This window comes from Microbulbifer sp. NBRC 101763 (assembly GCF_040371615.1).
Classification (GTDB): domain Bacteria; phylum Pseudomonadota; class Gammaproteobacteria; order Pseudomonadales; family Cellvibrionaceae; genus Microbulbifer; species Microbulbifer variabilis.
Map to the genome: position 1 here is coordinate 496640 of NZ_BAABQV010000001.1, position 12765 is coordinate 509404.

The window sequence follows — 12765 nt, forward strand, 5'->3', positions numbered from 1 at the left end:
GCCAATGCTTTAAAGTCCTCTGCTTTATAAGCATTGATCCAATTTTGTACTACTCGACTGGAAACATCCAGTGCCAGTGTAATTTTATCGCATTAATAATATCCATCTGGATATTGTACCGAACTATAGAGATACCAGATTAGCAACCAAAAATTTTAATAGCGGTGTCTTTGTGCCTTATATAAAGGAAGAGGAACGCGTAAATTATCGAGCCGATATTTAAAATGGATTGCTATATTGACGTGGCAACACTGCTGAATACTAATCCTGGCGGCTCCTGGGTGTTTGTTATGGATAAAAATGGACGTATCTTTTGCGGTAATAAAGTCGGTGACATTCAGAATCATTCGGCATTTTTGTCTGGGCAACCAGTTGCTGCGGCAGGACATATATCTGTGGCAAATGGGAGAGTAGAACTAATTAACAACTTTAGTGGTCATTACCAACCTACCAGTAACTACATGGAGTAATTTAAGGAAGAGCTGGAAAAAACAATGTTGACTTAAGGGTGACAAAAATCCAATTTGGTATCTCTTCAAAAATTTACGCACTACGCGAAAAAAACAATCAAGATCCATTTTGTACAGGGAAATGGTATCAAAGTTTTCGTGGTACAGTAATCAGGGATACTGTTGATGGTAGCTCACATACATATAATGGCCGCACTCACATTCAAGGGCAAAAACTAAGGCTTTATCCTGATGGGCCCAAGTGGCAATGGCTTTAATGTGGGAAAGTTGAACAGGGGAATAGCGGTGGGAAGTTCGCCTCTGAATTAGTAGACTATAGTGTGCGGACTAATTCTTGTTAATTGATTTTTTTAATGGCTACTTTTAACATCAAATTTATATGTTTTGATTAGCGTCCGAAAGTGGATGTCACTTTCGGACAGAAATTCTATTGATTGGGCCGATAAGGGATGTATTCCAATTGCCCTCTAGTCAATTATTTTTAGGTAATACTAGTGTAACTCCGAACAATTTCTTAATATCAACAACGCTTAGCCAAGCCCCAATTCACGTTCAATTTGAGCTTTCCGCCATACCGAATATTTTTGGGGGAGCTTGGCTTCCTTGGTGTTATCAGCGATGATCGCACGTCCCATGCTGGGCCAGCATAAAACGGCCAGTACTCGTGGGGCAATTACTTGAAAGACTTTGGGTGGCCCCATCAGGGTTTTTAGTTTCTGTACAAGAGGCAGCCAGGAAGCAGGGACTACCTGCTCGGCAATCGCCCATGAAGCCTGGGGTTCACTGCCTAGCTGTTTCGTAAGGGATTCGTAGCGTAGTGTCGCTGCTCGGAGAGCCGCTTGTGGAGATGCTATTATTACTGCACGTGCGCGTCGCTCTGCACATAGCAGACAGATCTCTTTGGGTAGACCACTGCGTTCAGCCAACTCTGGATTTAGTGCCCAGCCGCTGGCTTTTATATGGCACTGACATATTGAACAAGCATACTTTGGGTTGTCAGCATTAAAGAGTGAATTTACTTTCTGTGGACGTTCGCCGTTTCGCCAGTAGAGGGGATATTGATCGAAAATGGAGCTGGCAAAGTATCTTGCAAAGATTAACCAGTCGATATCGGTAACAGTTCCAAAACGGTCCTTACGCACAAGTTCAGGAATATCCAGGCTATAGAGGTGGCGCAGGCAGTGGGTGCAGGGCTTTAGTTCATCTTGTGGAAAAACTTTTTGTGCAGCAGTGTAGTCGCTACTCGCCCAAAGTGAACCTTGGTAATTGCTTAGCGATGGGCATTTAGGGGTTATATGGATTTGCCCAAAAGAATGCCCCTGCGTAGAAGGGCTTTCTTCAAGGCCAAATACAAATACCGGAATGTTACGGTAGCGCCAGCCACAGGTGAGGCTATCCAGGTCTGAGTAGTCCAGCTGAATACCAGAGCTGATAGCTTCTGCCAAACTGTTCCGACTTGGAGTATTCGTCGGTACTTTCAATAGGGGACTGTCGGCGGGAATTCCGTGATCGCTACTCTCCGGTTGACATGATGTAGCTTTCATAGGCGTGAAGCCGTGCCGCGGCTCTTGTGTTTGGTGTTTATGAATAGGCTGGAGGTTGGTTGGCTTCACAAAGCTTCCTCAAGAATTTGCAGGATATGGCTTTCAGAGTCACGTACTACCCGGAACGCCACTCTGCGAGAGCGATCCGGATCTTCTATACCATTAGCATTGAGTACAGGCCGAGCAGAGGAATAGCCTACGGCCGCAACTTTTGCGCGGACTAGTACCGCTTGAGTCGGTGGTAGCAGCGAGTGGGCATACTGCATCACCGCTCTTGATCGCTGCTGTGACAGACGCAAATTATGAAAGTAACCTTCTTCTGGTTCAGATTGTTCACCCCACTCAGAGCTTGTGTGTCCCTCTATTTGGATTGCGGCAATAGAGTCCATATATGGAGTCAGGGCAGCAATATACCTGGGTACAAATGAGGACATAATCTCTCGGGCATTGTCACTCAGAGTGAAATCCCCCGCTTTAAACAGGGCATCACTATTATTAAATGAAATGGCGAGGGTTTGCTTATCCAGGGAGGCTCCCCAGTGATCCAGGTCGTTAGCAAACTCCTGTTGCAGGGTTTGGTAGATTGCAAGTTGAGTATCGCGATAAGACTCTGCAAGCTCTCGAATCTTAGCGCGTTCATCTATTAAGGAGCGCATTACGAAGACAGCAATACAGAGAAATACCATCATCAGGCCTGCCATCATATCGGATAGGCTGATCCACTGGCTCTCGCTGGATTCGCTGTTGGAGTGGGCACTCTCAAACATGCTCCTCTCCGACGACCTGCTTCATTTGACTGTCGATACGTTTCATTTGCTGGATTAACTGGCGGAAATCCCTTGAGAACTCACCACTCAGGGTGCCTAGCGCATCACCCATCGCAGCCATTACACTCTCGACTTCGCTATGTAAGCGTTGATCCAGTAGCTCATACTGACGTTTGATGCTTACGTCTGCATTGGTCAAATCACGAGTGATCACCTGGGATAACTCAGTAATCATCTGTTGGTGAGTCTTGGCGATAAGTTGTGCGAGTTCAACCATTGATTCACGATGGCTGTTTGCAGTCTCTTGTATAATGTTGGAAAAATGTTTTGGGTCGATACTAGTAAGGACATCGGCGAGAGCAACGACCTTATTCGTCCTCTGCTCAAAAACCTTAGCCTGGGTTTCACTCAGGGAGATTAGGTGTTGAACTTGAGTGCCTAACTGCTGATTCGCTTTTTCTATTCCTTGGGTAATAGACTCAAACTTAGGTGCGATATCTGGAATAGATTGCTGCAGTACTTCAATGGATGCCTGCTGTTCATTAAGCATGACAGAGATTTGCTCGGAGTGAGTGCGCTGCTGTTCAACCAGCGAAGGAATAACGTTAAAGATCTCCGGTAATTCAGTAATACGTTGGTGCAGCTGCAAAAGGTTCTCTTGTGCACCGTTAATCTCAATCAGTAGGGATGTGGTTTGCTCACGGTAGATCGCAGCAAGCTCGGCGTGTTGCTCATGCTGATCGATTAATGCTTGCAGGGCAGGGGATACAGCCTCCAGCTGTTGAGTAAACTGCTGCAGATTATCACCCATTTGTGCGTTCAGTCCCTGATTAAACTTCTCCACAACTGAAGTTAGTGACTGTAAAACCTCTTCGCTAATACTGTGTTGAAACTTTGTCAAATCCTGTCGCTGGTCATTGATCGCTTGTAAAATATCATCTGCAGTGGCTCTGGCTGGCTGATCTTTGCTAAATATTTGGAAAATAGTGCGCAAGACCAGCGACAGGAAAAGGCCTAAGATACTTGTCATAAAGGCGGTTTCCAGACCTTGCATAAGTTCTGAAATCGAGGTGTCGATATCAGCAAGGTCAAAACCATAGATACCAAGAATAATACCGATAAAGGTGCCCAGAATACCAAGAGCGGTCAGTAGAGATGGAGTTTCTTTTACGAAGCGTGGAAACTTGCCAAATGGGTAAAGGATCAAGGCTATAGTGCCAAGGGCAAGCATAACTATAAGAAAGGTGTCTGTTACCTGCTCAGGAGATAACTTAGTCAACCAGTGGTAGAAAAACTGGGTCATTATTGATCCTTTACAACTTTCTGCATTGTTATTTCGTGATAAAAGGGCCCGTTGGGTATTCTCCCTGTGCCCTGACTTAGAACTTTCATTTGTGGTAGAGCTTTCACTACATCGGTAATAGTGCGGAACTTTGCCTGCTTATTTCCAGCTGGTTGGATATAGGTTCCAACAAGGCCTGATGGCTGAATCTCGAAAACACCACAATTAACTGGAAGTTGCTCTTGCTTGAACAACAGAAAATGCATCACACCGTTATTGCTGAGATACTGATATAGCGTATGTGTGATTAACTGAATTTGTTCAGTGGAAAAGAAATTCAGGAGATCCCAGAGCAAAATACAATCCAGGTTTTCAGGTAGGGTGGCCTGTCGTAATGCCGCCTGTACCGCGCTATTAAAGGGTACCTTGCGGCTACATTGCCAGAGAATTGCGGAATAGAGATCTGAAATAAACAGTTCACCCACCTCACGCTGGAGGTGCTGCATATTCCTTCCGGCTTTCTTCCCTACGTCCAGAGCTTTACTGACGGGAGAGCGCTTGGTGTGCATTAATGCTTGATCAAGAGCTGTCAAAGGGAGTTCGGTAAGGCTTGTTTGTCTAAAGGCGGAGATTGCAGCTGAGGTTCCCCCCGCACGTACAGCGTTTTGTGACTTTACATTACCGTATTCAAACATCAGCTCGATAAGATCTTTACGCATGCCTTTTCTATGCAGGAGAGAGGAGCGCAGAGAAAAGTTACCCATGGTTTTCATCAGGTTAAGCGACGAGTATCGGTATGAGGGTAATGGCTCCGGCAGTGCTAGGGGCTCTGAGTTAAAAGTGAAGCCGGACAAACGCTTAAAATCAGCGGGCGCTTTAGGCATTGTGCCGGTGTACAGCATAGTATGGAAGATGGTGCCAGCTTTTAAGTGAGGTCGGATTTCCTCAATTAATTGCGCAATAAGCTCGGGTTCCATAAAGTTGAAAAGGTCCCAGCAGAGCACGATATCAAGTTTTATCCGTTGCGGCTTTCTAGTCAGGTGTTTAGTTAACTTTGTGGTTCGTGTCTGCTGGTCAAATGAGTGGATCTCAAGCAGCAGGCTACGTAAATCCTCAATAAATGTCTGGCAGGATAGTTCCAAAAAGGTTTGTGTAGTGCCAAATGAGAGACACCCTAAATCCAATACTTTACCACCTGGTTGAATCACCTCGTCCACCAAGGCGGCAATACCAAACGAATGATGCTGCAACATACTCTCACACCAAAAGCTAGAGCCCCGGCAATAGCCGGGGCTCGTATGGAGGATCAACTGAGGAATTTAACTCAGCTCTCCTCTGTTTCCTCTTCAGTCTCCTTGGTACCGAACAGATAGTCGCTGGTATCGGATAGATGGGATGAATCACTCGCGGTTGAGCTGCTAGAAGTGTAGGAGGAATTGTTCTGGGAACGATTTGCAGGCTTATCTTCAGTTGCCGGCAGGTCTGGGTGCACCAATCGGTCTGAGAATTCCTTGTGACGTTCTTTCATTTCGGAGTCGGTATCTACCATATCCATAGAGCCGCGGAACTTACCACCGTCGTCGAGTTTGATCCGAGGGGCAATCAGGTTGCCATTTACCTGAGCAGTATTTCGGATCTCTATTAATTCATCGGCAAGTGCGTCGCCATCCAGTGTGCCTTCAACAACAATATTTTTTGCGTGGATATTTGCAGTCACTGCGCCGCCGGTACCAACAGAAAGGTTGTGGCCAACCATAATTACAGTACCGTCTACAGTGCCTTCTACATGTAGATCTTCGGTGCCGATCAACTCACCGCGAAAATTGATACCCTCACCAAGCACTGATTTGGCGCCTGAATTCGAGAGAGATGATTGCTGCTCACCAGCGCTCATGCCTGCTAGAAAAGGTGTGGAGTCATTGCTTTTGTCAGTGCTCATCTAAATAAATCTCTTCGTTGTGGAAAAAGTCAGCTATTAAATTTCTTGTAGTCAGGCCCTCGGCTGAAGTCTTATCCGTAGGCCAGCTAATACATTGAATCGAAAAATCACGAAAGCTCAATGTGAGAACAGTGGTCTCGCGATGGCAGGAGATACATGTTCATTTTTTCGCAGAAACCTGGATATCATTACGCAAATATTTTCTACTACTAGAGCTCTCTTTTTCTCCTCTCCATGCTCTTGGTATTGGAGCACTTGGCTGAATGCTAACTTCATTCAGCAAGAGGATTTACGTAGTTATGGTTTCATCCGTATATTCATCTCTGGTAGATTTTTTTATACCATCCCTTAACAGCTTCAACTTTTTTACAGGTGGCTTGTGCCAAGCCAGAAATTAATTTAGGTCGGTGTGGGCATTTGCCAACAGAGAGCACACCGAGAAATTTACAAAACTTAACCCGCAACCTTTAACTGTATAAAAATAGTCCTACTACCTAATTCTAGTGACAATAAATTTTTGGGATTTCTCACCATAACGTCACACTCTTACTTTTACATTAAGGTGTAATTTGTAAGTAAATATTTACTTCTTGTTGTGGAGGGCACACTGCTTATTGTCTGCTGATGGGTATTGAGTCTTACCTGGCACATATCAATATAGATTGGATTGTTACTACCATACAGCGCGAAAGCCACCGTAAAACGGATCGGCAATCAATCAAGCTGACCTCGACTTGAATGGGCTGAATTTAGCACGGATTCCACGTTAAAAGTGTGACATAGAGCACTTTTTGCTCGCCTTGACCTAGAGGAAGTGACATTGGTGCTTCGAATGCAGCAGTGTCAGTACCATATACTACTAAGGGGTGTGTTGCTTGGTAGGTAATATGAAATGTGGAACAATTCCTCATGCATAAGAGGTTGAAAAAAGAAGAACTTAAAAGTCTAAACCACAAAATATGGGTAGTGTCTATGCGAAAATGGGGGAAACATATATGAAAGTTTCTGGAAATAGAAATTCCAGCAAGAAAGCACTTTCTGATCGATAATTTTTTACTCGCCCGTTGGGTGAAATGTACATAAAATCCAGTCTCTTTTTCGGGTTGTTAAATAATGATCGGTTTGGAAAAAGGGTATTCTTTAATTAATGACATTCTTCCGAAAAGCCAGCTTGAGGTTCTTCAAAATGAGTTTGAAGATTTAAAGCTCGCTAGGGGAACTGGAGGCATACGCAATGTAGAGAAAAAGTATAGCTCTATAGCGGCCTTGGCTACATCGGACTTGATTGTAAATTTAGCGCAGAAATACTTAATTCAGCGTCCTCGATTGGTAAGGAGTATCCTGTTTGATAAGCATGAGAAGTGTAACTGGCTTGTCACTTGGCATCAGGATAAGACTGTAGCGGTCTCTTCAAAATTTACTAAGTCTGGATGGGGCCCTTGGAGTGTTAAGGATGGTGCTCACCATGTGCAGCCTCCTCTACATGTTCTTGAACAAATGATTACGATCCGTATTCATCTGGATGATACTGATGCTAGTAATGGCTGCTTGAAGCTTATTCCTGGCAGTCATCAATATGGGATTTTTCAGCAAGATGAAATATGTAAATATGTTAAACTGCATAATCCGATTGCTTGTGAGGTAAAATCCGGTTCTGCATTAATTATGTATCCTCATATTCTTCACGCCTCAGATAGAGCTTTATGTCCTAAGCGCCGCAGAGTGATACACTTGGAATATAGTTGCTATGAGCTGCCAGCTGGGATTACTTGGGCATAGTGCAACTAGATTCAATTTTCAATAATGATGTACGAGTTGACACCTATTACACTACCTTGCTATCAATTAAGATGTTCGTGTTGCATGTTACCATCGTAATTAAGGTAAGAAAGCCGCGCGACGATACCTGTCGGGGCGCAGTCCGCTATTTTTACTCTCTTCTTGAAGATTGGGAAAAAAATAAGTCAACACTTAAAAATATAATTATTTACATGATGGTCGATTTTCTTGAGGGTTGGCTGGTGACCATGTTTTCCTATAAAAATCGATAATTTTTATAAATATTTTGACTAATTTAAGAGCGCTTTAAGTAGCGGTAATTGCTGATGGCTGCTTATCAATTTGTTACTTACCTGTTTCTTGTTGTATTTTTTTATTTTGGGGTTGGTCTTTGTTTATTTGAAAATTTAAGATTTATTTTTTTATTGATTTCTCTGTTTGGTGGCATTTTGGCTGTTAAAATCATGCGCGGTCAGATAAGGGGTTGATTTATTTGATTGGATAGGAGGTTTTACCTTCTAAATATAAGAATGATCATGTTGAAAATGGTGAAAAATGAATAATCAAATAATAAGGTTTTTAGCTCATTGGGTGATTCTTTTTGGAGCTTTTCAAGCAAAGGCGTTTGAGCCTAAATCAGATTTATCGGTGAACTTGGAGCGCGTCCGCTATTGTCAAAATTTTTGGTGCACCCGGCAGGATACTCAAACTGAGTATCTTGCTTGGGAGCAAGAAGGTGTCAGTAATACTCATCAGCTATACACTCAGATTGCAAGGTTGAGGCAGCCAGCGCGAGAAGATGTGCGGAACTTGGTATTTATTGCAGCAGGACAACAGCCTCCGGGATACGGTTCTGAAAGTGCAGTAACAGGGCAGGGGGATAACTACAAAAGAAACTGTGGTATCTCAGAAAAATCCTGTTCCCGAAACATAGATGGCCGCTCCCTTGCCCGGCAGGTTCTAGATTCAGAGCATTTTCCAGAAGATGATACCTTCTTTGCCGTAGCTTTTGATGCACAATTTAACTATTTGGTGAGTAGTGGTGAGAAATCTCGTATAGAAAGTGCCTACCTTAATTGGTTAAAGTCCAAAGCTTATGCTTCCAATCTTGAAAGCATCTACTTGGCGGGGTCATCCAGAGGTGGTTGTTTAGCAATGCGCTTGGCAAAGGCTCTGCGTAATGATCCGGACTTTCGTAACATTCGAACCATTGTTCATAGTTTTGATGGAGTCTGTAAATGGGATCAGAATGAAATGGGAGTAACTTCTTCTTTTTTCCGTAACCCGGAAAACTCAACTTATTTGAGCTACTATACTGATCTCAATGCTCAGTTCCCCTATAAAGACAATTTATATATCCGTCAACTGGCAGGCGGTGATGAAGTTATTGAATTTACAGGGGTGCACTCTTTTGTCTATACAGCAGAAGATATCAATCTAGGTTGGTATGCTCAAAGTTGGGTCAATTTGGACCATATTACTATCGATCGAGATATGTACCCAGAAGTTAGAGATCAGACCGTGGTACCATTTTTAAAGCATTTGGAAGAAGTTTTTTAATCCGTTTCGTTGATTTCAATTGATCTAAAATCCATTATTTGTATGTTTAATTGATTGGGTGTGAGGGTTGCTGTTAAGCAGCCCTCTTTACCTAACTGGAGTTTTATTTTGTAGAAGCCTAATAAGTAGGTGATTAGCTGTATTTATGCAGAGTAGCTGGTCAGTTGGTTGAGCCAATAAATGATAGTGTAGAATTCATTTTAATATAGCCAGCCTGTTCTGAAGGAAATTCCTACATATACAAATAGAACGGAGAGAAGTGTTACTGGAATTATATGATAAGCGAGAGCCTTCAGGTTTCTGGTGGACAGGTTCGGAATAATCCTGAGCCTTGCGTCAATAGCAAGGAGGAATGTAAGGCCCAATATGATTAGCTTATATGAAATAAGCCTCGAAACCGGATTTGAGAAGTTAAACCACTGGGATATATCGGGTAAGAGGCTAAAGGCTAGATAGATACCGGAAAGAATCTGTATAAGAAGCGCAGGAATACCAATTTTCTCATAGCTGCTTTCGAACCTTGAGATAAATTCTATATCCTGACTTCTTACGGCTGAAGGGAGGATTGTGCATGCGAGCACCAGATGCCCTCCAGTCCAAACAGTTGCACCTAGCAAATGCAAAAACAATACTACCTCGTACATTTCTATCCCATTGTTTGATCCTTTTAAGCACTATATCTATATATGATATTGGTGCCCACCAATTTCTCGGGTCGGTATGATGAATATTATTGATGTATTGTTAGCGGAATTATTTCATGCAAAAACGAGATGAAAGTTGATGTAAGTCAAGATGATAAGTTGGGTTATGTAGTAAGAGTCTACTAACTAATAATGCCGAGATGTCATGTACTTTATGCATTAGTCTTTCAATAATTTCCCATTCGTTACTCCATTATATAACTACCGTTACCTATGAAACCTGGATAGCCGCAGATGACGGCACCTTCGGTGACTGGAGGCAGTGCGAGGCCGGCGAACTGAACTGACTACTGATTTAACTGGGTATGTTAAAAGATTTCTGCATACCCAGGTTAACAGGCAGTTATACTGTAAGGCTGTCGGTCTTTGGTCAATCTTAAGACCGATGCCTTTGCTAACTGCAACAATACTCTACTTTATTCTTGACTCCTGAGAGTCCGAATAAAAAGCAACACTTAAAAGCTTGTTTGTTTCCATTCATTTACAGCATTCAGGGAAAATTTCTGTCCAGTGTCACTGCTGTTGCACTTATAAATTTGAAGTTGTTCTCCATTGTCGGCACTTGCCCCTGGTGTATCAATGCAGTATTGCCAGTCTTTGTCGCGATTTTGAATAATCCCGTTTTCCTGTACCTGCCATTTTTCTGAGTTTCCACCATCGCAATCCCAGAGGTGCATTTTGTCACCATTGTCGGCAGAGCCTGAGTTGTAATCGGCACAGTATTTATTGTTGCCTTTAGGTCTTAATTGCCCCTCAGCGGTGTAGACAAACTGTTGTTCGTTGCTCGAGTTGCAGTTGGCCAAAGTCAGGTTGGAGCCATTGCCATAGCCTTGAGAAACATTCATACAGAGATTTGGATTTTGAATGGACTGGATGCGAAAATAACCAGGTAGGCTTCTTCGCACACCGACAAAGGGTATGGCTTGGCTGGTATAGCTCGGCGTGTCATTGACGGTATTTGGATCCATGCCAATAGCGGTAGCGCCGTGTGCAACCGCGATATAGGAATAGCCAAAATCTCTATTGCTGAAATCGCCAGAGCTGCTCCACAAATGCATCAATTGTTTACTGTTCGCCGCTTCATTGGCTGTTATTTGGTAATGATCGCCGGCTTTTACATTACCGCAAAATATCCTCTGGGAGCTGCTGGAATCCATGGAGTCTATATTGCCAGAAAACTCTTCAGGATCGGCAGTATCTACATCAGGGCAGAGGAAGGCATGTAGAGGGTAGTTATCCAGCGCCGATTCCATACGACCATTGACATTACCCGATTGCCCCCCAGTGAAAATTACCAGAACTTTTTTACCATTAGTGAAAAGCTCGCTGATAGTAGGCCAGCCGATATTCTTTAATGTGCTGCGATAATTCGTTGAAGTTGAGCTTTGTTTAAGGTGATTGACCATATCCTGGTAGCTGAACTGAAGACCCCCCAACTCTTGCTTGATATATTGATCCAGCAGATAAATTTCATCCGCATACCATGCTGCAAACCAATTGCTATTCGGCTTCATGTCAATATACAGCATCAGTGGGGCATCAAGCTCATTATTGGCAAGCCATGCCTTAATGTCGTCCAGGCAGTTTTCCAGACGATCATCTCCGCCGTTACTTTTACACATATGATTGCCGATATCACTCTGACCATGGGCGACATAGGGGCCGTGGCTGCTGCCTTGCCATGGGCCGTGATCAACTACATCCAGTTCAAGGGAGCGGAAGCCCTTATCCAGCCAGTCAGTTAGTGTTTCCCCACTGGCTAAGCGCTCATAACTATTATGGGGTTGCAGGTAGTAAAGCTGATCAATGCGATGGCTGGATTGTACTGGGTCTGCTACGGCCAGTATTGTGCTAGCAAAAGCTGAAGAGCTTAACAGTGTCGTAGCTGACAAAATAAGTTTGCTGATGAAGGGCTTCGACATTGGGGTATCCGCTTATGTTGAATGTTTTTTATTGCTATGGAAATAGGTAGTTAAAGTTGGATTATATGAACAACTTATGAAGAACATATGACGCCGGTAAGCTGTAAAGAATATATCTGAACTTTTGTTGAGTTCTTCACAATTTCCGGCTTTTTAAGCGTGCGTATTTTTAATGAAAGTTAGAGTTTCTTCCCCAGCCTCTTTTCCACTTGCTTTTTTTCCCACTCGGGCCCAAATAAGCTGAATACCTCAAATACACTCATGCCGTGAGATATTAAACCTATGCCCCAGCCAAGTGCGGCCCATAGCACCCAAAAGTAACCTGGCGATGTAATCAGATTCAGTATGAACAAACCAATTATCACCAGTACATAGGTGATTACGTGGGAATAGAATGCCTTAATGTCGCGAACGTGTTCTATAACCCGCTTTTCTCTGTCGGATATATCCTGCTCTGTATTCACTTCGCTCTCCTGTAGTTCTGATAAGTCGATTTCAAAAACAGCAGCTAAAGCTTTCCGTGATTCAAGGCTAGGGTTTTGCCCTCGCTCTATTCTCTGGATAGTCCTGATGTTGAGCCCGCTTATTCTGGCCAGTTGTTCTTGGGACCATCCGCGTTGAAGCCTTAGTTTTCTGATGATCATACAGCTCCTTTAAATTGGCTTTTGGAGATATTTATAGTGAATTTCGCAGCTGTCGGGAACTGGCATCTAGGTGACTTCCTTACGACATTATCTTTATTATCAATGAGTTAGGGCCTGGCTATGCTGTCAGTTGATAGCGGTAACCCCAACTAAA

Annotated in this window: 11 protein-coding genes; 3 read left to right on the forward strand and 8 right to left on the reverse strand. The window is 43.4% G+C overall.

Annotated features, from left to right (window positions below):
• Positions 1–224 precede the first annotated feature (224 nt).
• Positions 225–470 (forward strand): IQM protein middle domain-containing protein, encoded by a 246-nt coding sequence (locus ABWV76_RS02375; RefSeq protein WP_502914743.1) that lies wholly within the window; start codon positions 225–227, stop codon positions 468–470.
• Positions 471–1000: 530 nt separating this feature from the next.
• Here ABWV76_RS02375 and ABWV76_RS02380 read toward each other — a convergent pair.
• From ABWV76_RS02380 to ABWV76_RS02400, 5 genes are all read right to left on the reverse strand, one after another.
• Complete coding sequence (locus ABWV76_RS02380) at positions 1001–2014, reverse strand: hypothetical protein (protein WP_353375114.1); 1014 nt, start codon at positions 2012–2014, stop codon at positions 1001–1003.
• 65 nt (positions 2015–2079) lie between these two features.
• Positions 2080–2781 carry an OmpA/MotB family protein gene (locus ABWV76_RS02385; protein WP_020414883.1) on the reverse strand — a complete coding sequence of 234 codons (702 nt, stop codon included), beginning with the start codon at positions 2779–2781 and terminating at the stop codon, positions 2080–2082.
• The gene (locus tag ABWV76_RS02390) at positions 2774–4084 is read right to left on the reverse strand and encodes a MotA/TolQ/ExbB proton channel family protein (RefSeq protein ID WP_353375115.1); all 1311 of its coding nucleotides are present in this window, start codon (positions 4082–4084) and stop codon (positions 2774–2776) included. Before ABWV76_RS02390 ends, ABWV76_RS02385 begins: the two co-directional genes overlap by 8 nt.
• Entirely contained in the window at positions 4084–5316 is a 1233-nt protein-coding gene (locus tag ABWV76_RS02395; RefSeq protein WP_353375116.1) for a hypothetical protein, read from the reverse strand. Before ABWV76_RS02395 ends, ABWV76_RS02390 begins: the two co-directional genes overlap by 1 nt.
• A gap of 71 nt (positions 5317–5387) precedes the next feature.
• Positions 5388–6002: a bactofilin family protein gene (locus tag ABWV76_RS02400; protein WP_353375117.1), complete on the reverse strand. Its 615-nt coding sequence runs from the start codon at positions 6000–6002 to the stop codon at positions 5388–5390.
• Positions 6003–7115: 1113 nt separating this feature from the next.
• On the opposite strand from ABWV76_RS02400, the gene ABWV76_RS02405 reads away from it, so the two are divergent.
• Both ABWV76_RS02405 and ABWV76_RS02410 read left to right on the forward strand, forming a co-directional pair.
• Complete coding sequence (locus ABWV76_RS02405) at positions 7116–7781, forward strand: phytanoyl-CoA dioxygenase family protein (protein ID WP_353375118.1); 666 nt, start codon at positions 7116–7118, stop codon at positions 7779–7781.
• 555 nt (positions 7782–8336) lie between these two features.
• Positions 8337–9341, forward strand: a complete 1005-nt coding sequence (locus ABWV76_RS02410) for a hypothetical protein (protein ID WP_353375119.1) — start codon at positions 8337–8339, stop codon at positions 9339–9341.
• A gap of 200 nt (positions 9342–9541) precedes the next feature.
• On the opposite strand, the gene ABWV76_RS02415 is transcribed toward ABWV76_RS02410, so the two are convergent.
• From ABWV76_RS02415 to ABWV76_RS02425, 3 genes are all read right to left on the reverse strand, one after another.
• Positions 9542–9985: a CopD family protein gene (locus ABWV76_RS02415; RefSeq protein ID WP_353375120.1), complete on the reverse strand. Its 444-nt coding sequence runs from the start codon at positions 9983–9985 to the stop codon at positions 9542–9544.
• Between the two features lie 515 nt (positions 9986–10500).
• Positions 10501–11967, reverse strand: coding sequence for a ricin-type beta-trefoil lectin domain protein (locus ABWV76_RS02420; RefSeq protein WP_353375121.1), 1467 nt, complete (start codon positions 11965–11967; stop codon positions 10501–10503).
• Positions 11968–12146: 179 nt separating this feature from the next.
• Positions 12147–12611: a 2TM domain-containing protein gene (locus ABWV76_RS02425; RefSeq protein WP_020414893.1), complete on the reverse strand. Its 465-nt coding sequence runs from the start codon at positions 12609–12611 to the stop codon at positions 12147–12149.
• Between the last annotated feature and the right edge of the window lie 154 nt (positions 12612–12765).

Excerpts from the sequence above, each read along its gene's own strand:
- ABWV76_RS02375 (WP_502914743.1), top strand. The coding sequence starts at position 225 with ATGGATTGCTATATTGACGTGGCAACACTGCTGAATACTAATCCTGGC.
- ABWV76_RS02380 (WP_353375114.1), bottom strand. The coding sequence starts at position 2,014 with ATGAAAGCTACATCATGTCAACCGGAGAGTAGCGATCACGGAATTCCC.
- ABWV76_RS02385 (WP_020414883.1), bottom strand. The coding sequence starts at position 2,781 with ATGTTTGAGAGTGCCCACTCCAACAGCGAATCCAGCGAGAGCCAGTGG.
- ABWV76_RS02390 (WP_353375115.1), bottom strand. The coding sequence starts at position 4,084 with ATGACCCAGTTTTTCTACCACTGGTTGACTAAGTTATCTCCTGAGCAG.
- ABWV76_RS02395 (WP_353375116.1), bottom strand. The coding sequence starts at position 5,316 with ATGTTGCAGCATCATTCGTTTGGTATTGCCGCCTTGGTGGACGAGGTG.
- ABWV76_RS02400 (WP_353375117.1), bottom strand. The coding sequence starts at position 6,002 with ATGAGCACTGACAAAAGCAATGACTCCACACCTTTTCTAGCAGGCATG.
- ABWV76_RS02405 (WP_353375118.1), top strand. The coding sequence starts at position 7,116 with ATGATCGGTTTGGAAAAAGGGTATTCTTTAATTAATGACATTCTTCCG.
- ABWV76_RS02410 (WP_353375119.1), top strand. The coding sequence starts at position 8,337 with ATGAATAATCAAATAATAAGGTTTTTAGCTCATTGGGTGATTCTTTTT.
- ABWV76_RS02415 (WP_353375120.1), bottom strand. The coding sequence starts at position 9,985 with ATGTACGAGGTAGTATTGTTTTTGCATTTGCTAGGTGCAACTGTTTGG.
- ABWV76_RS02420 (WP_353375121.1), bottom strand. The coding sequence starts at position 11,967 with ATGTCGAAGCCCTTCATCAGCAAACTTATTTTGTCAGCTACGACACTG.
- ABWV76_RS02425 (WP_020414893.1), bottom strand. The coding sequence starts at position 12,611 with ATGATCATCAGAAAACTAAGGCTTCAACGCGGATGGTCCCAAGAACAA.